Raw genomic sequence first — 21,635 nt, forward strand, 5'->3', positions numbered from 1 at the left:
CTCACTCAGGCCACAGCCCCCGATCCATAACGGCCATGCAGCAATTGCCCGGTTCTGAAGCGCTCCAGCGCATAAGGTGCCAAGGGTACATCGGTGGGCAACCCCAAGGCTTGTTGGGCCAACACGCGGCCCACGGCAGGGGACAGTTTGAAGCCGTGCCCCGAAAACCCAAAGCCCACCACCAGACCCGGGACATCGGGCACCGCCCCCAGCACCGGGTTCCAGTCTGGGGTGACGTCGTACACCCCCGTCCAGGAAGAAGCCAGCCCGGCTTCAGCAAAAGAGGGAAAACGCTCGGCCACCTGTTCGCCCACTTGCACCACATCGTCCATGGACACATTGCCTTGGGTGTTGTCTGGACCGCTCAGGGCCTCGCCTGCCGTGCCTTCGCTCACCAGCATTTGTTGCCCGCCATAGCTGCGGCAATAGAGCATGCCGGCTGAGCCCAGGTCTTTGTAGACCGGCATGGCGTAGGTGTAGGCCTCGGGGCCTTGCAAGGCCATCACTTTGTGCCGCTCGGGCGTCAAAGGCACATGGATGCCCGTCCATTGGGCCAACTCTTGCGCCCAGATGTTTTGCGTGCTGATGACCACCGGGGCATGGAACACGCCACGGGTCGTCTCCACGCCGGTCACGGTTTGCTGCGTCAGCACCAACCGGGTCACGCACTCGCCTTCCATGAATTTCACGCCCAGCCTGCGGGCGGCGCGGGCGTAGCTGCTGGCCACCAGGTAAGCATCGGCAAAACCGGCCTCGGGCTCAAAGCCAATCAGGGCCGCATCGTCAAAGCGGCAAATGGGCAGGCGCTCGCTGGCTTCTTGCGCGCTCAGGCGATGCACCTCAATGCCGCGTGCCTGTTGGGCCGCCAAAGACTGGGCCAGGGGCGCCAGCTTGGGGCCTTGTGGCGCGGCAATCAGGTAGCCACAGCGCACCAAACCGGCCGAGGCGTCCGCGTCTTGCAAATGACCCGCAAAGTCTTTAAAAACCGCCCAGGACTGCTGGGCCAGCACCACGTTTTCGATCACCGAATAGTGCGTGCGCAAGATCCCGCTGGACTGGGAAGTGGTGCCCACGCCGATTTGATCGCGCTCCAGCACCAGCACCCGTTTGGCACCCAGGGCGGCCAAGTTGTAAGCCACCGATGTCCCGATCACGCCGGCCCCAATCACGATCGCATCCCAATGGCTCACATCCGACTCCTGTAGTTCAGGGCCAGCTTAAGGTGTGCGCCTGAAATGGCCATCAGTTTTGCATTGGCTGATCATCAGCATCACACTTGGCCCATCCGTCTTCAGCTCGCGCTGGCCTCTTCGACGCTGAGCAAGTCATGAGAAATTTTCAACTCCAGCACCCATTGGCGCTGCAACTCGCGCACCGCCACCCGCACCATGGCCGCGATGTCCTGGGCCAGCGGACCCAACTCGTCGGGGCGGTACACGAGGTAGAAGGTTCGCTTCAAAGGCGGATAAGCCTGCCCTTGGTGCCGCAGCGCATTCAAGTGCAGGTATTTCAGGTTCATGGCGTGGTAGCGCGATTGCCACAAGCACATGGGTGTGGTCAGGGCGATGCCGAGGTCTTCGCGCACCAAACTCAGCAAGGGGTCGGTCGCGTCAAATTCGAACACACGCTCGATGAGGGGGTCATGCCGTCTCAGGTAGGCGTCCACCAGCGCGCCCATTTTGGAGCGGGTGCTGTAATGCATGAAGGGCCTGAGCTGGCTCAGTTGCGAAAGGGAGGCGGAGGGTGGCACCTGAAGACCTGACGGAACAGCCAACAAAAATTGCTCCGAGAACAAAGCCAGGCACTCCCTGCCGGGCAAGGACTTGGGATCGTCGGTGGTGATCAGCGCGTCGAGTTGGTGGTTGTCAAACAGGTCGGCCAGCCCCGGGTTGATGCCCGAGACCAAACGCAGGCGCTGCACACGCCCAGACAAACCACGCACCATCTGCGGGCCGATCACGGCGGCAAACGAATCAACGCAACCCATGCGCAGCATGGCCCTTTTGCTGCGGCTGAGTGAACGCACGGTTTGTGTCATTTGCCCCGCACGCGATAACAAATCTTTGGCCTGTTCGTACAGCCGGTGTCCTGCGGCGGTGGGGTGCGCCGGGCGCGTGGCGCGGTCCAGCAGCGACACGCCCAAGGTCTCTTCCAGCTGCCGGATGTGCTGCGACACGCCCGCTTGCGATATGTCCAGCCGTTGCGCCGCCGCCGACACCGAACCGGTTTCCACCAAGGCCACCCAGATGCCCAACTGCTCCCACGAGGGAGGCGACACTTTGTCAGAAGCGCGTTTTTTCATGAGGCTGCGTGCAGGTTGTGAAAAGTTTCATTGGTTTTTGTGATGCTGAGCATCAACTTTGGCAAACGATGGACCGGCCTTGCAATTCCACCCCACACTGTAAGCCTGTCCACCAGGCTGTCCGCGGCAAGCGGTCCTGGCCCAGTCCATTGTGAACCTCTCACCTATTCCTGAAGGAAATGAACCATGAAAATCAATCGCCGTCTGGCCATCACCGTGGTGGCTTCTGCCGCTTTGCTTTCGGGCGCGGCCATCGCACAACAGCGTGTGTTTTTCGGTGTGGCCACGGGCGGCACCGGCGGCACCTATTACCCCTTGGGCGGTATGCTGGCCCAGCTGATTTCTAACAAGGCCACGGTCGACGGCAAGAAAATCACCGCCACCGCTGAGGCCGCTGGTGCCTCGGTGGGCAACGCCAAACTGCTGGGCACCAAGGACATCGAGTCGGCCTTTGTGGCCGCCGACATCCTGGACGCGGCCTACAACGGCAAAGCCCAGTTTGCCAACGCGCCGCTCAAAAACCTACGGGCCCTGGGCGCTCTGTACCCCGAGACCGTGCAGCTGATCACCCGTGCCGACTCCGGCATCAACGGCGTTAAAGACCTCAAGGGCAAAAGCATTTCGTCGGGCGCGCCCGGCTCCGGTCAGTACCAATTGGTGACCGATTTGCTCAAAGTGCACGGCATGGCCCGCACCGATGTGAAGGAAGACAGCTCCTCGTTCACCCAAGCGGTGGACAAGATCAAAGACGGCAACTTGCACGCCACCTTGATCACCGGCGGTGTGCCCGTGGCGGCGGTGACCGACTTTGCACAAAGCCACGCCCTGAAAATCATTCCGCTGTCGGGCCCCGAAGTGGCCACCTTGCTCAAAGAGCAGCCTTACTACACCCAAGTGCAACTGCCCGCCAACAGCTACAAGGGCCAAACAGCCGCCGTGCCCACGCTGGCGGTGATGGCCATTTGGGCCACGCACGATGGCGTGCCCGAGAACGTGGCCTACGAAGTGACCAAGGCGCTGTATGAAAACACGGCCATCATGGGCCAGGTGCATGTGCAGGGCAAAAACATCAACCTGAACACCGCCACCTCGGTGGCCAGCGTGCCCCTGCACCCCGGTGCCTTGCGTTACTTCAAGGAAAAGGGCATCGCCAAGTGACATGTCCCAAGCGCCTCGCCTGGATGGCGTGGGCGCTGGTGGCCTGCGCAGGGGCAGCCCCTGGGGCTGCGCCCGCTTGCGAGCTGGTGCTGACCGAACACCGCAGTGGCCGTGCCTTGACCCGATTGCCCCTGAACCCGGATCAACCCGCAGCCGATGTGGCGTTCACCCACTCGGTGCTGGGCACGCCCGTGCTGGACCGCTATGTCTGGCGTCACAACACGCAGGGCTGGCGCGCGCACTTGGTGGAAGAGCGCTTTGAAGGTGAGGGCTACGGTCTGCCATCGGCGGCCGCGCCCGGCGAACGCTTGCTGCGCGATGGCATGGGCTGGCGTTTGCTGCTGGACCGGGTGGTTGAACCTTTGGTGGTCTTGCCTTTGCCGGCCCAGTCGATGCGGGTGGTGTTGCCCAATGGGCGCGAAGTTTTACTGGGCCAGCTGAGCCCCAAATCAATAGAAATGCGGGCTGAGAATTGCCCTTTGCCATGATGGAAAACCCATGAGTACCAGCCAACAAGAAATCGATCGCCTGATCGAGCAGTTTGACCCCGAATCGAGTTTTCGCCGCTTGGCTGGCTGGAGTGCCAAAGTCGTGATGGTGTTGTGTGCAGGCCTGTCAGCCTGGCACTATTACACCGCCGGTTTTGGCCTTGAAAACGAAATCGCCCACCGCGCCATTCACCTGGCCGTGGTGTTGGGCTTGTGCTTTTTGGTGTTTCCGCGTCAAAAGCGCTTGCCCGGCCATTGGGAGTGGACGGTGTCCATCGGCTTGGTGGGCTTTTACCTGTTCATGGGCTGGAGCTTGCTGGACAAACTCTCCGAGCCCATCCCCGACACCATGCGTTACACCTTTTTGGCGGTGCTGGTGGCGTTGGCCGGTTTGTCCTTGCCGTTCAAACATTTTGACGGCAGCCACACCCACATTCCGTGGCGAGACTGGGTGTTTGCGGCGCTGGCTTCGGGCTTTTCACTGTACTTGCTGGTATTTTTTCAACACATCTACATCGATCGCCCCGGCCAGCACACACCGCTGGACCTGATGATGGGCGTGATCGCCATCGCCATGGTGATCGAGGCCACGCGCCGCACCATGGGCATCTTCTTGCCACTGCTGGCCATCGCAGCGATTTTTTACGGTTTGCTCGGGCCTTATTTGCCGGGCGGCTTGTCGCACCGGGGTTACAGCCTGTCGCGCATCGTGGCCCATTTGTACAAAGGCACGGAAGGCATTTACGGCATCCCGGTGGGCGTGGTGGCCACCTTTGTTTTCCACTTTGTGTTGTTCGGCATCATGGCCCAGCTCACCGGACTGGGGCAGTTGTTCGTGAACCTGGCCACCATTGCGGCGGGGCGTTTTTCCGGCGGGCCTGCCAAGGTCAGCGTGGTGTCTTCGGGCCTGTTTGGCATGATTTCTGGCTCGGCCATTGCCAACACCGTGACCACTGGCGTTATGACCATTCCGATGATGAAAAAAGTCGGCTTCTCGCCGCGCTTTGCGGGGGCGGTCGAGGCCTCGGCTTCATGCGGTGGCCAGATCACCCCGCCCATCATGGGCGCAGCCGCTTTCATCATGGCCGAGACCTTGGGCATTCCCTACAACACCTTGATTTTGGTGGCGATTGTGCCGGCCCTGCTGCACTACTTTGCCATCTTGTTCATGGTGCACCTGGAAGCCAAGCGGCTCAAGCTCCAGGGCATGGACCCCAAAGACATTCCGTCCTTGAGTTGGGTGATCAAAAGTTCATGGCACCTGTTCTTACCGCTGGTGGTCATGGTCACGCTGCTGTTGATGCAGTACACGCCTTTTCTGGCCGCCTTTTGGGGCATCACCCTCACGGTGGCTTGCTCGTGGATTCCCCGCTTGATCGGGCCGTTGGGCAAAAACATGACCGGCATGGCGGTCGGGCCGCAAGCGCTGGTTCAGGGTTTCGAGATGGGTGCTAAGGCGGCATTGGGCATTGGCGCTGCGTGTGCCTGCGTCGGCTTTGTGCTGGGCATCACCACGCTGACCGGCATGGGTTTCAAGTTCTCAGCCTGGGTGATCGATGTCTCGGGCCTGGCCGCCCAAATGTTCATGGTGCTGGATGTGTTCAACTGGTTTGAACTCAAACAGGTCACCATTTTCTTTGGCCTGATGTTCACCGCAGCCGCTTGCATCATCATGGGCTCGGGTGTGCCCACCACGCCCACGTACATCATCCTGGCCTCTATCGTTGCCCCGGCGCTGGCAGGGCTGGGGGTGCCGCAACTGGCGACCCACTTCTTTGTCTTTTACTACGGCGTTTTGGCCGATGTGACACCGCCTGTGGCTCTGGCCGCCTTTGCAGCCGCCGGCATTGCCCGCAGCGAACCCATGGGCACCGGCATGACGGCTTTCAGGCTGTCCATGGGCAAGGTGCTGGTGCCCTTTGCTTTTGTCTACACGCCTGCTTTGTTGTTCATTGACTTCACCTGGTTCTCTTTCTTGCTGGCCACTGTTTGCGCTGTCGTGGCGGTGATGGGGCTGGGTGCGGCCTACACCGGCTTTGTGGCCCGGCCCATCGGAAAACTGTCATTCTGGTTGTTGAATGTCCTGTCCATTTCCCTGGTGTTTGCCAATCCTGTGGTCGCGGCTGTGGCCATTCCAGGCGTGCTGCTGATCTTGCTTTGGCACAGCCGCCCCTTGCCGAACACCGCCTGAGCCCATGCCCATTCATTTTTTTGAACGAGCCCAACTGCACGCCAGCCCCTGGAAAAACGGCGGCGGCGTGACGCGTGAAATCGCTTGCCATCCACCACAAGCGGGCATGCAAAACTTCGACTGGCGGATCAGCATCGCGCACATTGGCAGCGACGGTGATTTTTCGGTGTTCGCGGGTGTGGACCGGGTCATCACGCTGCTCGAAGGTGGCGGCGTGCAGTTGAGCAGCGCAGATGACCGTGTGATGCATGCGCTGGACACGCCTTTGCAGCCCTTTGCCTTTTCTGGCGATGCCGCAGTGCATGGGCGTTTGCTGAACGGGGACTGCCACGACTTCAATGTGATGACGCGCCGCGGCGTGTGCCAGGCCGAGTTGCGCGTGTTGCGCCGTCATGAGACTGGGTTGCCCGCCCCGGCCGGCTTGCTGATGGCCATGCGGGGCACATGGCAGGTGCAGACCGATGGCACCGACGCAGCCAGCGGCCAGCAGCACGCGCTTAGCGCCCAAACAGGCCTTTGGTGGCAGGGCGACACGCTGGCTTGGTCATGCCGCTGCACTGACTCAGACCCGGATGCGGCCTTGCTGGCCGTCCGCTTCACGCCCACCCCAAGCTGAACCACCATGCCGATGCATCACCAGTTGTTTGCCGAACACGCCTTGCTGCCCGACGGCTGGGCCCAAGATGTCTTGCTGCAATGGAATGTCCAAGGCCAATGGCAAGCCATCCAGGCAGGACTGGCCGCCGGCCCCCAAGTGCCACGCGCCACAGGCCCGGTGCTGCCGGGCATGCCCAATTTGCACTCGCATGCTTTTCAGCGTGCCATGGCCGGCCTGACGGAATACCGCAGCCACACGCAAGACAGCTTTTGGAGCTGGCGCGCGCTCATGTACCAATTTGCCGCCCAGCTGGGCCCCGCACAACTGGAGGCCATTGCCACCGCCTTGTATGTGGAAATGCTGGAGTCGGGCTTCACCAGTGTCTGCGAGTTTCACTACCTGCACCACGATGCAAAGGGCCAGGCCTATGCCGATGCGGCAGAGATGTCGCTGGCCTTGTTGCGGGCCGCGCAGCGCACGGGCATGGGCATGACTTTGTTGCCTGTTTTTTACCAAACCAGTGGCTTTGGCGGCTCCGCGCCCTCGCAGGGACAGCGGCGTTTTTTGCACAGCACAGAAGCCATGCTGCGCTTGCTCGAACGCTTGAGGCCCGCTTGCGATGCCCAATCTGCCCGGCTGGGGCTGGCGCCGCACTCCTTGCGCGCGGTAACACCCGAGAGCCTGCATGAGGTGCTCGCTGGGCTGAAGGCGCTGGACGCCAGCGCGCCCATCCACATCCACATCGCGGAACAAACGGCCGAGGTCGATGCTTGCCTGGCCTGGTCAGGACAGCGCCCGGTGGCTTGGCTGCTGGACCATGCGCCCGTGGATGCACGCTGGTGCCTGGTGCACGCCACGCACATGGACGCACACGAATACCAGCGCGCTGCGGGCTCGGGGGCTGTGGCAGGCCTGTGTCCCACCACCGAGGCAAATCTGGGAGACGGGATTTTTGAGTTCAAGACCTGGCAAAACCACCAAGGTGCCTGGGGCATCGGCTCGGACAGCCACATCGCGGTGAACCCGGCAGAAGACCTGATGCTGCTCGAATACAGCCAGCGCCTGTCTTTGCGGCAACGCAATGTGGCGGCCAACGAGCGCCAACCGGACGTGGCCCAAGCCCTGTGGCAAGGGGCTGTGGCCGGTGGTGCGCGGGCCGCGGCTCGCCCGATAGCTGGGTTGGCCGTGGGGCAGCAGGCCGACTTCATCGTGCTCGATGCCCATCACCCGGCCTTGGCCGGCTTGTCACCCGAGCAGATGCTGGCCAGCCATGTCTTTGCCAGCAGCCGCCAAAGCGCCGTGACACAGGTCTGGTCTGGCGGCCAACGGGTGGTGCAAGAAGGCCGCCATGCGCTGCACAGCGAAGCCATGGCGGAGCTGGTGCAAGCCCGCCATGACTTGCTCAAAACCTGATGGCGCGATTTTTTCAGCCCCCGCTGGCCAGCGGCAAATTCAGCAAAAGATTTTGCGGTTTGAGCTTGAGCAAGCCTTGCTCGTTCATCGCCAGGCCCAGGTAAACCGGCTTGCCCTGCACATCGGCGCGCATGTCGAGCGGGTTGTCAAAGCGCAGCTTGAACAGGCTGACGAGTTGTTGTTGGCGCTGGGCTGACAGCTCGGTGCCTTGGTACAAATCATTGAGCAAAGCGGTGGCCGTGGCGTCCAGCCCCACATGCCAGCGCCAGGCCGGGTCGTCCACTTTTTGCACCGGCTCGATCTGCACCGCCACGCCCAAAAAGTGTTGCACCCAGCGCGCCAACACCACCGACAAGGCCTTGAGCCCTGAGCGTGCATTGACCATGCTCAGGATCAAGCCGTGTGGCAACTGGTTTTGAATCTCGTGCGTCATGTCCAGCAAAAATGCATAGCGTCCGAGGCCCTCGCGCTGCGCCAGGTAACGGTCTTCGTTGTCCTTGTGCAGCACTTTCACATCGACCGCCTTGAGCGGCGCGCCGCCTTCCATCAGCAAGCGGCCCATCTCGCCCAAGCCGCCGGTGGCTTGCAAGGTGTCGAGTGTGTCGCTGTCGCCTGACAGCACACGGCCGCCTTCGATGGTGATGCGTTGCCGGCGAAACAACAACTCGGCGGCGCGCCAAACCCAAGCGTCATTTACGCCAGTCAGCACATTGCAGACGATGGCCTGCACCACCAAGTCGATGAACAAAGGCGGCAGCTGGATCTGGCCACTGCGCATCCAGCCCATGTAGGCCGACTCCAGTGAGCCTGCGCTTTCCACGTCGTCGCGAAAGCGCAAGAACAAGGCGTAGTTCTCACGCGCATCGTCGTCCTTGAAGGCTTTGAGATCAGCAGGCGCAACCTGCATCAAGGGCGTTTCCAGCAAGGCCTTGTGCAGGCGTTTTTCGGCCTTGCACGATTCGGGCACCAGCGCCATTTCCGGGCGCTGCAGCCACAGCCGCCAATAGTCGGGGGTAGCGCAGAGCCAGCCGCGTGCATTGCGCGTCAGGTGTTGGTGACCGCAAGCGATCCAGAAGTTGTGCATGTTGGCTCTTTTGTCTTGCAACCCGGCGGGGTGTCGATGCCGATTGTGCTGGTTCTGACCAGACCGCTGATTCAGGCCCAAACCACCCGGTTGCACAGCTCGTTCGGATTGGCTTCGCCCGCCTGCAGCGGGAAGTGCTGGACCAGCAGTGCCGAGACTTCCTGCAGGGCCTGCGTGAGACCGGTGTCGAAGTCGCCGGTTTGCAAGTGCTGGCCCAAAGCTTGAACCGCCGCTTGCCAATGCGCATCCGGCACATGGCGGCTGATGCCCCGGTCGGCAACGATTTCGACACAGCGTTCGGCCAGCAACAAATAGATGAGCACGCCGTTGTTGTGTTCGGTGTCCCACACGCGCAGTTTGCCAAACCACGAGAGTGCACGTTCTCGTATCACCGCAGGCAAGGGTGCTTCTCGCCCCGCGCGCCACAGGTCCCTGTTGGGCAAGGCGGCTTCGACGCACAGAACAATTTCGCCGCTGTGCCGCGTTTCGCTGGCGTTCACCCGGGCCTGCAGTTGCTCGGCCATGGCCGGGGGCACGGCCCGCTCGGCGGCATGCTCGGGCATCCAGCGGTGTCGCCACCAACGCGCCCCATGGGTCATCATCGATTCGCGCATGTCACCATCTCCCGGAGGCGCCACCGCCCCCAAAATCACCACCGCCGCCGGACGAGAACCCACCGCCACCAGACCCACCCCAACCACCGGAGTGACCTCTTGTGCCACCGCCCCAACCGGGAAAATCACCGCCACGGCCGCCCTGGCTGCGCCGCCCCAGAGCACTGGGCAGGGCCTGCATGAACAGCGCTGACATCAGGCCCAGCATGGCGGCGATGCCCCCCAGCCAGAGCAGACCGGTCATGCTCCAAACCACCACACCGACCACGCCCCCGCTGGCCAATGCGCCCAAGCGCTGCCCCAGCACACGGCGCAACACGCCCGCCACGGCGGGCAAAGCCACCAGCAATAAAACGGCCAGATTCACCCAATCCACCTTGGCAGCCCCAGTGGGTTGGCCGCCTTGTGCCCCTGCTTTGGGCAGTGGCAAGGCCTCGCCCTCGATGCGGGCTTGCAGGTGGCTGAGGCCGGCACGCAGCCCACCGGCCACATCGCCCTGGCGAAATGCGGGCGTGATGACCTGGTCAATGATGCGTTGGGCTGCCAAGTCGGGCACCGCGCCTTCCAGCGACTTGGCCGGCGCGATGCGCAAACGGCGGTCGTTCAGGGCCACCACCAACAGCAAACCATCGCCCACACCGCGTCGACCGATCTTCCAGGCATCGCCCAGGCGTTGGGTGAAGTCGGCGATGTCCTCGGGCGCGGTGCTGGGCAACACCAGCACCACGATCTGGGTGCCGCGCTTTTGCTCAAAGCTCTTGAGCTGCTGCTCCAGAGCCGCCACATCGCCAGGGGCCAAGGTGCCGGTCTGGTCCATCACCCGGGCGCTGAGGGGCGGCACGGGCACGGGTGCTTGGGCCCAAGCAGGCGACAGGGTCAAGATGACCCAAGCCATGGCGCTCAAAAGTAAGCGCGTCAACCCCTTGGCCAAGCTGTTCCGGGCGAGCCAGCCGATGGGCCAAAGCTTGGGCATGTGGGTGTGAATCACTTGCCGAAATCCACCTTGGGCGGCGCGCTGATGGCCGCTTCATTGGCCACCGTGAAGTTGGCCTTGGGCGCGTAGCCAAACACCATGGCCGTCAAGTTGCTCGGAAAGCTGCGGGCCAAGACGTTGTAGTCCTTCACGGCCGCAATGTAGCGGTTGCGCGCCACGGTGATGCGGTTTTCGGTGCCTTCGAGCTGCACGCGCAAATCGGCAAAACCCTGGTTGGCCTTGAGGTTGGGGTATTGCTCGGACACCACCATCAAGCGCGACAGGGCGCTGGAGAGTTGGCCCTGCATGGCCTGAAACTGCTGCAAAGCCTGCGGGTTGGTCAGCACCTCGGGCGTGATCTGGAAACTGGTGGCCTTGGCCCGCGCTTCAATGACTTGGGTCAGGGTTTCCTGCTCAAAATTGGCCTCGCCCTTGACGGTGGCCACGATGTTGGGCACCAAGTCGGCACGGCGCTGGTACTGGTTGAGCACCTCGGACCAGGCCGAGGTGGTTTGCTCGTCCAGGCGCTGGAAATCGTTGTAGCCGCAGCCGGTCTGGCTGAGCGCCAAGGCCGCTGTGGCCATCCAGGCGCTGACGCGCATTGCGATACGGTTCATAGGTCTTTTCTCCCAAGCAGTGTGACAAATGAAAAGCTTACCCCATGTGATCGCGCGAAGACACCCGCCCAGGTCAACAACCCGCGCCATTCACCGGAAAGCGGCCTGCGCCCTTGCGCCAGGACCCGTCGTCAGAGGTTGGGCGCAAGCAAACGTTGCAGGTCTTTGACTTGCACGCCACTGCGCTGCGCCAAGTCTTGCAGTTGGTCATCGCCCACTTTGCCCACGTTGAAATACTGCGCTTCGGGATGCGCCATGTAAAAACCGCTCACGCTGGCCGCAGGCGTCATGGCCAGGCTCTCGGTCAGGCCCATGCCAATGTCTTGGCATTGCAGCAAGTCGAACATGGCTTGTTTAGCGCTGTGGTCTGGGCAAGCGGGGTAGCCCGGCGCGGGGCGGATGCCCTGGTATTTTTCGGCAATCAGGTCTGCGTTGCTCAGCGCCTCACCTGCGGCGTAACCCCACAAGTCGGTTCGCACTTTGTGGTGCAGGCATTCGGCGAAGGCTTCAGCCAAGCGGTCAGCGAGCGACTTGAGCAGGATGGCGCTGTAGTCGTCGTGCGCGGCTTCAAAGGCGGCGGCGCGCTTGTCAGCGCCAATGCCTGCGGTGACGGCGAACACGCCCACATGGTCTGGCGCTGTGCCTTGCGGGGCAACAAAGTCGGCCAGGCACCGGCTGGGGCGCATCACGCCTTCAATGCGCTGCTTTTCGGTCTGCTGACGCAAGCCGCGCCAGGTCATGGCCACTTGGCTTCGCGAGGCATCGGTGTACAGCGCCATGTCATCGTCATTCACGCTGTTGGCGGGGAACAAGCCCAGCACGGCGTTGGCCGTGACCCAGCGGCCGTCGATGATTTTTTGCAGCATGGCCCGGCCGTCGGCCAAGACCTTGCGGGCTTGCTCGCCCACCACCTCGTCATCCAGGATAGCGGGGTAAGGGCCGGCCAAATCCCAAGTCTGGAAGAACGGGCCCCAGTCGATGTATTGCGCGATCTCGGCCAGATCGTAGTTCTTGAACACGCGGCGGCCAATGAACTTGGGCGCGGCGGGCACACCCTTCGTCCAGTCCATCGGTGTCTTGTTGGCGCGGGCCTGCGCCAGCGTCCACATCGGCGTTTGCTTTTTGTTGGCGTGCTGCTCGCGCACCTTGTCGTAATCGGTGTTCAAGTCGGCGATGAACTTGGCCGCTTGTTCAGACAACAGGCCTTGCGCCACGCCCACGCTGCGCGAGGCGTCCGGCACATACACCACCGGTCCGCTGTAATGGGGCGAAATTTTCACGGCAGTGTGCACGCGGCTGCAGGTGGCCCCGCCAATCAAAAGCGGCATCTGGCGATCGCGGAAATACGGGTCTTTTTCCATCTCGGCCGCCACGTACTGCATTTCTTCCAAGCTGGGCGTGATCAGGCCAGACAGGCCAATGATGTCGGCGTTTTCCGCCTTGGCTTTGGCCAGGATCTCGTGGCAGGGCACCATCACGCCCATGTTCACCACTTCAAAGTTGTTGCACTGCAAAACCACGGTGACGATGTTTTTGCCAATGTCGTGCACATCGCCCTTGACGGTGGCAATCACGATCTTGCCCTTGGCTTTGACGTCTTCGCCCGCCGCTTCTTGCGCGAGTTTTTCGGCCTCGATGTAGGGCAGCAAATGCGCCACGGCCTGCTTCATCACGCGGGCACTCTTGACCACCTGCGGCAGGAACATCTTGCCCTGACCAAACAGGTCACCCACCACGTTCATCCCGTCCATCAACGGGCCTTCAATCACATGCAGCGGGCGACCGCCCTTGGCCAGGATCTCTTGGTACGCCTCTTCGGTATCGTCGCTGATGAAGTCGGTGATGCCGTGCACCAGCGAGTGACTCAGGCGCTGCGCCACGCCCACAAGCCCATCGGGGGTGCCGCGCCAAGCAAGTTTTTGGCTGTCGTCTTTGGCCGCGCCCTTGGCGGTTTCGGCCACTTCAATCAGGCGCTCGCCTGGGGTCAAGCGCGCTTCGCCTGCTTTGTATTGAGGCACGCGGTTGAGCACCACGTCTTCCACCCGCTCGCGCAGCGTGGGCTCCAGGTCGTCGTACACGCCCATCATGCCGGCGTTGACGATGCCCATGTCCATGCCCGCCTGGATGGCGTGGAACAGGAACACGGTGTGAATGGCTTCGCGCACCGGGTCGTTGCCGCGAAAGCTGAAGGACACGTTGGAAACGCCGCCACTCACCTTGGCACCGGGCAAGTTCTGCTTGATCCAGCGCGTGGCGTTGATGAAGTCCACCGCGTAGTTGTCGTGTTCTTCGATGCCGGTGGCAATGGCAAAAATGTTCGGGTCAAAAATGATGTCTTCCGGCGGAAAGCCGACTTCGTCCACCAGCACACGGTAAGCGCGCTCGCAAATTTCAACCTTGCGCGCGTAAGTGTCGGCCTGGCCTTTTTCGTCGAACGCCATCACCACCGCGGCCGCGCCATAGCGCTTGACCAACTTGGCCTGGCGCTTGAATTCGTCCAAGCCTTCTTTCATGCTGATCGAGTTGACGATGCCCTTGCCTTGGATGCAACGCAGACCGGCTTCGATCACCGACCACTTGCTCGAATCCACCATCACCGGCACCCGGGCAATGTCGGGCTCACCGGCCATCAGGTTCAAAAACCGCACCATGGCCGCTTGGCTGTCGAGCATGGCTTCGTCCATGTTCACATCGATCACCTGCGCACCGTTTTCAACCTGCTGACGCGCCACGGCCAAGGCCTGCTCGTACTCGCCGTTCAGGATCATGCGGGCAAAGGCCTTGGAGCCGGTCACATTGGTGCGCTCACCCACGTTGACAAACAGCGAGGCTGTGCCGATGGAGACAGGCTCCAGACCGGACAACTTCATGGGGGGAACAGACACGATTTCGGACGCGACAACGGACACGGGCTCACCTTGGAATTGAAGGTGAGCGTCGTTGTGCAAAATCATTCAGACATTGAACGGCCCCAAGCCTGACCCGCTGCACCTTAAAGGCGGCGGGCTGCAACGCTCCTTGGGTAAGAAGCTGATTTTAACCTTGCCCGTTCATTGCGCCGTCAAAGCATGTCTAAGACGTTATGTCACCCAAGTACCCACCTCGTACTTGGCTGCCCATTTTTAAACCAGTCGGTTGATGCCATTGCCCAATGGGGTCATTTTCAAAATTTGAACCTGCACGGTCTTTTTGTTCAAGGTTGGCGATGGTGTACCCAAGCCAGATAGTCTTGTGGATAAACCCGCTGAAAATGCTTTTTATGCGCCTCATACAGAGCGTCTTCGCCCAGCAGCTGGGCACTGTCGAGCAGTTTTTCAATGACGCGCGGCTCGGGCGACGTGTGCATGGCCCGCAAACTGTCCTCCAGCATGGCGCGGGCATTGCCTTCCTGCACCGGCGTGGTGGTGACCTGCGCAAACAAGGCCGTGCCGCGAAACAACCAGGCACGTTGCGCCACTTGCAGCGCTTGGCCACGCCAGACGCTGTAGCGCTGCGCTGAAGGCCAGTAAATCTGTTGGACTTGCGCATGGTCGTAGGCAACGAAGGCCAAAATGCCCAGCAAAACCAAACTCAGGCCGGTCGTACGCGCCCTGTTTTGGCCAGCTTGCCAAACCCGCCCACCCATGAGCCACAGACACAGCAGCAAGGCCACCTGAAAGGGACCGTACCAGAGCGGGTACTCCAGCAAACTGTGCAGCGCCAGGACGCCGAGCACCCCCCAAGCAAGCTGTTGCCCTGCACTTTTGTAGCGCCACGGCCTGGCACGAATGACCCAAACAGCCACACCCAGCATCCCTGCCAAGGCGGCTGGCACGCCCCAAACAAACGCCATGTGCAACGGCAGGTTATGGGCGTTGCCCAACATGTCACAAAAGCGTTGCGATGGGTAATCGGTGATGTAGTGCGCATAGCGCAGCTGGTCCCAGCCCCAGCCGCCCAGCGGTTTTTGGGCCACCAAGTGCAACACATTGGACCAAAGCACCTGGCGGCCGCCGCAGCCATCCAGTGCGCCCATGCGCACCATGGCGTTGTCCGTGGCCTGTCCACTCAGTTGCTGCAACAGCCCAGGCAAAATCCATGAGGCCAAGACGTACACGCCCAGCACGAACGCAGTGAGCGCCAATGCCTCGCGCCCTTTGGGGGCCGAACGGTGCCACAGCATCCACAGGCCGATGAACAACAGCTGGAGCAACCCTGTGCGCGAAGATGTCGCAGCCATGCCCACGGCCAACAAGGCCAGCATCCAAAGGCTGTGCGCAATGGACAGGCCCAGTGCACGCCAGATCATCACCGCCAAGATGCCCATGGCCAGCAAACTGGCCAACTGGTTCCGTTGGCGCAAGTTGCCCATGGCGTCACCCAGATAGTCGGGCACATGCAAGGCAGGTGCCCAAAACTCGGCATGGCCAAAAAACTGCACCAAGCCCATGGCACTGCTGAGCAACGCGGCAATAGCCCAACTTTGAACCACAACGGCCACCGTCAGGCGCTGGGACACCAACAACGCCAATGCCAAGCAAGTCCAGCTGATCAACAATGGCCACGCATTGGGCAAAGGGGGGCTGGTAAAAGGCTGCACCCAGGGCCACGCCAACAGAAACACCAGCCACACATGGTGTGTGCGGCCAGTGCCTTGCGCTGTCGACCGAAACGCAGGCATCGGAGCTCAGTCCACAAACCACCGCCCGACAAGGGCCGGGCGTTCAAGCGGGGTCAAAAAGGTCAGGATGCCTTGCACGATGCGGGCAAATATTTGACTGGCAAGCCATTGGTTGCCGCCGGCCCGCAGCGCCAGCTGGCGATGGGCTTGCCGCCATCGGTGCTGCCGTTGACAGCGGTACTGCCTGTCTGAATAGGCGTCAAGCTGATGCTGTTGGCCGACGCGCTGGTGCTGCCGCGCAGCGTCTCATGGTTGCCCACCACGGTGATCACGCCATTGGCATCGGCGCCGATGCGGCTGACATATTTGGTGGTCTGGTTTTCACAGGCCAGGGGCAATGTGGCAGAAACATCGGCCTGAGAAGCCGAAGTGATCGCTTCGTTGGCGGCGGTTTTGCACCCGCCTGCGGCCAGCAGCATCTCGGAGACCCGCGCCCGGATGCTGTAGTCCTGGTAGGCCGGTAGCGCCAAAGCGCCCAAAATGCCAATGATCGCAATGACGATCATCAGCTCGATCAATGTCAAACCTTGCTGCCTTTTTTGCATGGCATTTTCTCCCTGGTTAATGAATAGGGATGGTAAGTCATCCCCCCATCAAACTCCAGTGTGGTTTGTCGCTGTTGAGAACAGAGAACCCACAAACGAACAACAGCCCCAAGTCGCGAGACGACTTGGGGCTGAAGAGGAGGGTCAGGTTTAAGCTGCGCTGTCCGGGGCTGCGCGGCGCGCCATGATGATTTTGCCCAAAACCAGCACCAGCAAAGCACCGGCCAAGCCCATGGCGTAACCCCACACCTTGTCTTGCGGCAAATACGCCACAAGGCCGGGATCGGTTTGCATCATGGTGCCCGCGATCCAGCCCAGCAGCATGCCGCCCGCAGTGATGATCATCGGGAAGCGGTCCATGAGTTTGAGCACCAACTGGCTGCCCCAAACGATGATCGGGATGCTGACCAAGAGGCCGAAGATGACCAAAGGCATCTGGTGATCCGGGTTGCCGGAAACTTGAGCAGCACCGGCAATGGCGATCACGTTGTCCACGCTCATCACCAAGTCGGCAATGATGACGGTTTTGACCGCGCCCCAGAGCTTGTCGCTGCCCTGGATGTTGCTGTGGTCGTCGTCGGCGTCGGGGGTGAGCAATTTCACGCCAATCCAGATGAGCAAGACGGCGCCCACAAATTTGAGGAAGGGGATGGCCAGCAAGGTGAGCGCAAAAAAGATCAGGATCACGCGCAAGACGATGGCACCCGCTGTGCCCCACATGATGCCCTTGGTGCGCTGGTGAGGAGGCAACTGGCGGCAAGCCAGCGCGATCACCACAGCGTTGTCGCCACCCAACAGGATGTCGATCATGATGATCTGGGCCACAGCGACCCAGAACGAAGCGGTTATAAATTCTTCCACGGTACTCCTTTGAAGCTGAAATGGGGTCAGCGAGTCATGATTTTAAAAAACGAAAAGCCGAATTGTTCCGCAGAACATCCGGCTTCGCTATTGTGGTAAACCACAGCACCATTGAGGTTGCGGGCTTGCAACCCGGGGAAACCCCCGGTTACTTCAGCTGAGCCTTGAGCAGTTTGCCCAATTCTGAGGGGTTGCGTGTGACGATGAAGCCACACGCTTCCATGATGGCCAGCTTGGCATCGGCCGTGTCGGCACCACCGGAAATCAAAGCACCCGCATGGCCCATGCGCTTGCCGGGAGGGGCCGTCACACCAGCGATGAAGCCCACCACGGGCTTTTTCATGTTGGCCTTGCACCACATGGCGGCTTCGGCTTCATCGGGACCGCCGATTTCACCGATCATGATCACGGCGTCGGTGTCGGGATCGTCGTTGAAAGCCTGCATCACATCGATGTGCTTCAAACCGTTGATCGGGTCGCCACCAATACCGACAGCACTGGACTGGCCCAGACCCACTTCGGTCAACATCGCCACGGCTTCATAGGTCAAAGTGCCCGAACGGGACACCACGCCAATGCGGCCTTTGCGGTGGATGTGACCGGGCATGATGCCGATCTTAATTTCGTCAGGGGTGATCAAGCCGGGGCAGTTGGGCCCCAGCAGCAACGTGCGCTTGCCGCCAGCGGCTTCTTTGGCCTTCATCTTGTTGCGCACTTCGAGCATGTCACGGACGGGAATGCCTTCGGTGATGCAAATCGCCAAGTCCAGGTCGGCTTCAACGGCTTCCCAGATGGCCGCTGCTGCGCCGGCTGGGGGCACGTAGATCACCGACACGGTCGCGCCAGTTTGTGTGGCGGCTTCCTTGACGGAGGCATAAATTGGGATGTTGAAGATGGACTCGCCCGCCTTCTTGGGGTTCACACCCGCGACGAAGCAGTTCTTGCCGTTCGCGTATTCCTGACACTTTTCAGTGTGGAACTGACCGGTTTTGCCGGTGATGCCTTGGGTGATGACTTTGGTGTCTTTGTTGATGTAGATGGACATGTTTGTTCCTAATCAGTTGGGGACAGCGCTCAAGATCTGTCCCGCAAAGTTAATCAGTTGGGGACAGCGCTGAAGATCTGTCCCACAAAGACATTTATTTGACGGCTGCGACGATGGCGGTCGCGGCTTCGGCCATGGTGTCGGCAGAGATGATGGGCAGACCGGATTCGGCCAGCATCTTCTTGCCCAGCTCGTCGTTGGTGCCCTTCATGCGCACCACCAGTGGCACGGACAGGTTCACGGCCTTGCACGCGGTGATCACGCCGGTGGCGATGGTGTCGCACTTCATGATGCCGCCGAAGATGTTGACCAAAATGCCTTTGACATTCTTGTTGGCCAGCATGATCTTGAAGGCTTCAGTGACCTTCTCGGCGGTTGCGCCGCCGCCCACGTCCAAGAAGTTGGCCGGCTCTCCGCCGAACAACTTGATGGTGTCCATGGTGGCCATGGCCAAGCCAGCACCGTTGACCAGGCAACCGATGTTGCCGTCCAGGCTGATGTAGGCCAAGTCAAACTTGGAAGCTTCCACTTCGGCCGGATCTTCTTCGTCCAAATCACGGTAAGCCACGATTTCGGGGTGACGGAACAGGGCGTTGGCGTCGAAGTTGAACTTCGCGTCCAAGGCCATCACGTTGCCTTTGCTGTCGCGGTTCAGGGGGTTGATTTCCACCAACGACGCGTCGGTTTCCATGTAGCACTGGTACAGCTTCTTGAAGATGTCCACGGCTTGGGCGGTGGAGTCCGCTGGCATGCCAATGGCGTCGGAGATCTTCTTGGCTTGGGCGTCGCCCAAACCGGTCAACGGATCGATGAATTCGGTGATGATTTTTTCGGGGGTGCTGTGCGCCACTTCCTCGATGTCCATGCCGCCTTCGCTGGATGCGATGAAAGCGACCTTTTGGGTGGCGCGATCCGTCACAACCGACACGTAATACTCTTTGTTGATGTCAGCGCCGTCTTCAATATAAAGGCGACGGACTTTTTGGCCGACTGGGCCCGTTTGATGCGTGACGAGCTGCATGCCCAGGATCTCGCCAGAGATGCGCTTCACGTCGTCAATGGTCTTGGCCACCTTCACGCCGCCACCTTTGCCGCGCCCACCGGCGTGGATCTGGGCCTTGATCACCCACACAGGGCCGCCCAATTTTTGAGCGGCTTCGATCGCCTCTTGAACGGTGAACGCCGGGATGCCACGGGGAACGGGCACGCCGAATTGACGCAAGATTTCCTTGCCTTGGTACTCGTGAATCTTCATGAGGTCTTCTCTCAGAGGGGTGGAATTCGACCGGTCCGCTGCGGTCCTTCATTTAAGAAGGGCCGTCCAGCAGGCTCTGGACACTGCAGCGTGCGACTGTATCATGTTGCAATGCACCAATACTGAACCTTGCGTCTTACATCGACTTGACGCATGGCACCAGAACCCCTCAGAAAGCAATACCTATGGCGAAAGTTTTCATCGATGGCGAAGCAGGCACCACAGGTTTGCAAATTCGCGAGCGCCTGGCTTTGATGGCCCAGATCGATGTGCTCAGCATCGATCCGGCACGCCGCAAAGACCCCGAAGCCAAGCGCGAGCTGATGTCAGCGGCCGATTTGGTGGTGCTTTGTCTGCACGACGATGCCGCCATCGAGTCGGTGGCCATGATCGACCGCCTGTCCGGTGTCAAACCGCGCATGGTGGACGCCTCCACCGCGCACCGTTGCCACCCCGATTGGGTGTTCGGCTTTCCCGAGCTGGCCGCCGATCAGGCCACCGCAGTACGCCAGGCCCAGCGCGTGGCCAACCCCGGTTGCTACGCCACGGGCGCGATCGCCATCTTGCGGCCCTTGATCGATGCGGGGCTGATGCCTGCTGATTTTCCGGTCTGCCTGCCTTCAGTGAGTGGTTACTCCGGTGGTGGCAGAACCATGATCGAAGACTACGAAGCGGGCCTTGCCCCCTTGCATGAAGCCTATGCTTTGGGTCTTAAACACAAGCACATTCCCGAAATCATGCGCTACACCGGACTGACCACGCGGCCCTTGTTCGTGCCCGCCGTGGGCAATTTCCGCCAAGGCATGCTGGTGCAACTGCCACTGCATCTCGACAGCTTGCCGGGCAAGCCCACGGGTGCTGACCTGCACGCGGCCTTGCAGGCGCACTACGCGGCCAGCCAGGCTGCAGGCGGCTGGGTGAGCGTGCTGCCAGCCACGGCCGATGCCAAACTGGACGCCACCGCCCTGAACAACACCAACCAGCTAGAAATTCGGGTTTTTGCCAATGAAGAGGCCCGCCATGCCGTGGTGATCGCCCGATTGGACAACCTGGGCAAAGGCGCCAGCGGCGCGGCGGTGCAGAACATCTCCTTGATGCTGGGCCTGTAAAAGTCCTTTGCAAGCCAAGCTCAGAAGGGGTTGAGCGGCGGTGTGACAGCTGCCCGTCCGCAAAAGGTGCCCCTTATTTCCAGCGCATCAACTCAATGTGCACGCTGCCTTTGTCGCTGCTGAAGGTGACTGCGCCTTCTTGCACCGTGGCTTGCAGCTGCATGCTGCGCTCGGCCAGTTTGGCCAACTCCTGCGAGCCCTCGGTGGGCACGCGCCAGACCTGTAACTTGTCCAATCGGGTGAGCTTGGTCTCGATGCCTTTCCACCAAACTTCGGCTGCATGGTTAAAGCAATACAACAGCACCTCATCGGCCTTCTGGCAGGCTTTCATGATGGGCTTGTCTTCGGGCTGGCCGACTTCGATCCACATGCGGGTGCGGCCCGTGAAGTCACGCAGGCTGCAGTCCGGATCGTCCGGGTCTGACAAGCCCGCACCAAAGGCCAGCTTGCCGTCGCCGTTGCACACGGCCTGCAGCTTGTAAGCGTTGATGGCCAGCGCCAGCAGGCGGATCATCATGCGCTCGTCGGTCTCGCTGGGGTGACGCGCCAGCGTGAGCTGGTGGTCTTCGTAATAGCTGTGGTCGATGTCAGCGATCGACAGGTTGGTTTTGTAGATGGTGGATTTGAGGGCCATGGGCTTCTTGAGTTTGCGCCTGCATCTGTCATGCCGGACTGGATCCGGCATCCATGGCGGGGAAAGATGGACCCCGGATCAAGTCCGG

General features: G+C 61.0%; 19 protein-coding genes and 1 riboswitch. Of the genes, 6 read left to right on the forward strand and 13 right to left on the reverse strand.

Annotated elements, in window-relative coordinates:
- Positions 1 to 5: 5 nt before the first annotated feature.
- A complete protein-coding gene (locus Q0O99_RS00310) occupies positions 6 to 1,190 on the reverse strand; it encodes an FAD-binding oxidoreductase (protein ID WP_293747360.1) in 1,185 nt (394 codons plus the stop codon).
- A gap of 101 nt (positions 1,191 to 1,291) precedes the next feature.
- Positions 1,292 to 2,302, reverse strand: a complete 1,011-nt coding sequence (locus Q0O99_RS00315; RefSeq protein WP_293747362.1) for a LysR family transcriptional regulator — start codon at positions 2,300 to 2,302, stop codon at positions 1,292 to 1,294.
- A 186-nt stretch (positions 2,303 to 2,488) separates the two neighbouring features.
- Here Q0O99_RS00315 and Q0O99_RS00320 point away from each other — a divergent pair, with 186 nt between their 5' ends.
- Genes Q0O99_RS00320 through Q0O99_RS00340 form a run of 5 tightly spaced genes read left to right on the forward strand, consistent with a single transcriptional unit; the run spans position 2,489 to position 8,150 of the window.
- Positions 2,489 to 3,460, forward strand: a complete 972-nt coding sequence (locus Q0O99_RS00320) for a TAXI family TRAP transporter solute-binding subunit (protein WP_108354446.1) — start codon at positions 2,489 to 2,491, stop codon at positions 3,458 to 3,460.
- Entirely contained in the window at positions 3,457 to 3,948 is a 492-nt protein-coding gene (locus Q0O99_RS00325; RefSeq protein WP_293747366.1) for a DUF1850 domain-containing protein, read from the forward strand. Before Q0O99_RS00320 ends, Q0O99_RS00325 begins: the two co-directional genes overlap by 4 nt.
- 10 nt (positions 3,949 to 3,958) lie before the next feature.
- Positions 3,959 to 6,139 carry a TRAP transporter permease gene (locus Q0O99_RS00330; RefSeq protein ID WP_293747368.1) on the forward strand — a complete coding sequence of 727 codons (2,181 nt, stop codon included), beginning with the start codon at positions 3,959 to 3,961 and terminating at the stop codon, positions 6,137 to 6,139.
- Positions 6,140 to 6,143: 4 nt separating this feature from the next.
- Positions 6,144 to 6,755 (forward strand): HutD family protein, encoded by a 612-nt coding sequence (locus Q0O99_RS00335; RefSeq protein ID WP_293747370.1) that lies wholly within the window; start codon positions 6,144 to 6,146, stop codon positions 6,753 to 6,755.
- A 12-nt stretch (positions 6,756 to 6,767) separates the two neighbouring features.
- Positions 6,768 to 8,150 (forward strand): formimidoylglutamate deiminase, encoded by a 1,383-nt coding sequence (locus tag Q0O99_RS00340; RefSeq protein ID WP_293747686.1) that lies wholly within the window; start codon positions 6,768 to 6,770, stop codon positions 8,148 to 8,150.
- 13 nt (positions 8,151 to 8,163) lie between these two features.
- Here Q0O99_RS00340 and Q0O99_RS00345 read toward each other — a convergent pair whose 3' ends face one another.
- From Q0O99_RS00345 to sucC, 10 genes are all read right to left on the reverse strand, one after another.
- Complete coding sequence (locus Q0O99_RS00345; RefSeq protein WP_293747372.1) at positions 8,164 to 9,234, reverse strand: DUF6352 family protein; 1,071 nt, start codon at positions 9,232 to 9,234, stop codon at positions 8,164 to 8,166.
- A 71-nt stretch (positions 9,235 to 9,305) separates the two neighbouring features.
- Positions 9,306 to 9,848: a TPM domain-containing protein gene (locus Q0O99_RS00350; protein WP_293747374.1), complete on the reverse strand. Its 543-nt coding sequence runs from the start codon at positions 9,846 to 9,848 to the stop codon at positions 9,306 to 9,308.
- 1 nt (position 9,849) lies between these two features.
- Positions 9,850 to 10,743, reverse strand: a complete 894-nt coding sequence (locus tag Q0O99_RS00355) for a TPM domain-containing protein (protein WP_293747376.1) — start codon at positions 10,741 to 10,743, stop codon at positions 9,850 to 9,852.
- Positions 10,744 to 10,832: 89 nt separating this feature from the next.
- Complete coding sequence (locus Q0O99_RS00360) at positions 10,833 to 11,423, reverse strand: LemA family protein (protein ID WP_293747688.1); 591 nt, start codon at positions 11,421 to 11,423, stop codon at positions 10,833 to 10,835.
- Positions 11,424 to 11,569: 146 nt separating this feature from the next.
- Positions 11,570 to 14,308 (reverse strand): methionine synthase, encoded by a 2,739-nt coding sequence (gene metH / locus Q0O99_RS00365; protein WP_293747378.1) that lies wholly within the window; start codon positions 14,306 to 14,308, stop codon positions 11,570 to 11,572.
- A gap of 55 nt (positions 14,309 to 14,363) precedes the next feature.
- Positions 14,364 to 14,464, reverse strand: a riboswitch (S-adenosyl-L-homocysteine riboswitch).
- Positions 14,465 to 14,631: 167 nt separating this feature from the next.
- Complete coding sequence (locus tag Q0O99_RS00370; protein ID WP_293747380.1) at positions 14,632 to 16,098, reverse strand: O-antigen ligase family protein; 1,467 nt, start codon at positions 16,096 to 16,098, stop codon at positions 14,632 to 14,634.
- Positions 16,099 to 16,160: 62 nt separating this feature from the next.
- The gene (locus Q0O99_RS00375) at positions 16,161 to 16,643 is read right to left on the reverse strand and encodes a pilin (protein ID WP_293747382.1); all 483 of its coding nucleotides are present in this window, start codon (positions 16,641 to 16,643) and stop codon (positions 16,161 to 16,163) included.
- A gap of 150 nt (positions 16,644 to 16,793) precedes the next feature.
- Entirely contained in the window at positions 16,794 to 17,504 is a 711-nt protein-coding gene (locus tag Q0O99_RS00380; RefSeq protein WP_293747384.1) for a TerC family protein, read from the reverse strand.
- A gap of 148 nt (positions 17,505 to 17,652) precedes the next feature.
- Positions 17,653 to 18,549: a succinate--CoA ligase subunit alpha gene (gene sucD / locus Q0O99_RS00385; protein WP_293747386.1), complete on the reverse strand. Its 897-nt coding sequence runs from the start codon at positions 18,547 to 18,549 to the stop codon at positions 17,653 to 17,655.
- Positions 18,550 to 18,643: 94 nt separating this feature from the next.
- A complete protein-coding gene (sucC, locus tag Q0O99_RS00390) occupies positions 18,644 to 19,804 on the reverse strand; it encodes an ADP-forming succinate--CoA ligase subunit beta (protein WP_293747388.1) in 1,161 nt (386 codons plus the stop codon).
- A gap of 185 nt (positions 19,805 to 19,989) precedes the next feature.
- On the opposite strand from sucC, the gene argC reads away from it, so the two are divergent.
- Positions 19,990 to 20,913 carry an N-acetyl-gamma-glutamyl-phosphate reductase gene (argC, locus tag Q0O99_RS00395; protein WP_293747390.1) on the forward strand — a complete coding sequence of 308 codons (924 nt, stop codon included), beginning with the start codon at positions 19,990 to 19,992 and terminating at the stop codon, positions 20,911 to 20,913.
- Between the two features lie 73 nt (positions 20,914 to 20,986).
- Here argC and Q0O99_RS00400 read toward each other — a convergent pair whose 3' ends face one another.
- The gene (locus tag Q0O99_RS00400) at positions 20,987 to 21,547 is read right to left on the reverse strand and encodes a YaeQ family protein (RefSeq protein ID WP_293747392.1); all 561 of its coding nucleotides are present in this window, start codon (positions 21,545 to 21,547) and stop codon (positions 20,987 to 20,989) included.
- Positions 21,548 to 21,635 lie beyond the last annotated feature (88 nt).

It is taken from the genome of Limnohabitans sp. Rim8 (assembly GCF_945901735.1).
GTDB lineage: Bacteria > Pseudomonadota > Gammaproteobacteria > Burkholderiales > Burkholderiaceae_C > Limnohabitans_A.

What these genes read in the sequence shown, in the direction of transcription:
- Q0O99_RS00315 (WP_293747362.1), bottom strand. Translation starts at nt 2,302, where the DNA reads ATGAAAAAACGCGCTTCTGACAAAGTGTCGCCTCCCTCGTGGGAGCAG.
- Q0O99_RS00320 (WP_108354446.1), top strand. Translation starts at nt 2,489, where the DNA reads ATGAAAATCAATCGCCGTCTGGCCATCACCGTGGTGGCTTCTGCCGCT.
- Q0O99_RS00330 (WP_293747368.1), top strand. Translation starts at nt 3,959, where the DNA reads ATGAGTACCAGCCAACAAGAAATCGATCGCCTGATCGAGCAGTTTGAC.
- Q0O99_RS00335 (WP_293747370.1), top strand. Translation starts at nt 6,144, where the DNA reads ATGCCCATTCATTTTTTTGAACGAGCCCAACTGCACGCCAGCCCCTGG.
- Q0O99_RS00340 (WP_293747686.1), top strand. Translation starts at nt 6,768, where the DNA reads ATGCATCACCAGTTGTTTGCCGAACACGCCTTGCTGCCCGACGGCTGG.
- Q0O99_RS00345 (WP_293747372.1), bottom strand. Translation starts at nt 9,234, where the DNA reads ATGCACAACTTCTGGATCGCTTGCGGTCACCAACACCTGACGCGCAAT.
- Q0O99_RS00350 (WP_293747374.1), bottom strand. Translation starts at nt 9,848, where the DNA reads ATGCGCGAATCGATGATGACCCATGGGGCGCGTTGGTGGCGACACCGC.
- Q0O99_RS00355 (WP_293747376.1), bottom strand. Translation starts at nt 10,743, where the DNA reads ATGGCTTGGGTCATCTTGACCCTGTCGCCTGCTTGGGCCCAAGCACCC.
- Q0O99_RS00360 (WP_293747688.1), bottom strand. Translation starts at nt 11,423, where the DNA reads ATGCGCGTCAGCGCCTGGATGGCCACAGCGGCCTTGGCGCTCAGCCAG.
- metH (WP_293747378.1), bottom strand. Translation starts at nt 14,308, where the DNA reads ATGAAGTTGTCCGGTCTGGAGCCTGTCTCCATCGGCACAGCCTCGCTG.
- Q0O99_RS00370 (WP_293747380.1), bottom strand. Translation starts at nt 16,098, where the DNA reads ATGCCTGCGTTTCGGTCGACAGCGCAAGGCACTGGCCGCACACACCAT.
- Q0O99_RS00375 (WP_293747382.1), bottom strand. Translation starts at nt 16,643, where the DNA reads ATGCAAAAAAGGCAGCAAGGTTTGACATTGATCGAGCTGATGATCGTC.
- sucD (WP_293747386.1), bottom strand. Translation starts at nt 18,549, where the DNA reads ATGTCCATCTACATCAACAAAGACACCAAAGTCATCACCCAAGGCATC.
- sucC (WP_293747388.1), bottom strand. Translation starts at nt 19,804, where the DNA reads ATGAAGATTCACGAGTACCAAGGCAAGGAAATCTTGCGTCAATTCGGC.
- argC (WP_293747390.1), top strand. Translation starts at nt 19,990, where the DNA reads ATGGCGAAAGTTTTCATCGATGGCGAAGCAGGCACCACAGGTTTGCAA.
- Q0O99_RS00400 (WP_293747392.1), bottom strand. Translation starts at nt 21,547, where the DNA reads ATGGCCCTCAAATCCACCATCTACAAAACCAACCTGTCGATCGCTGAC.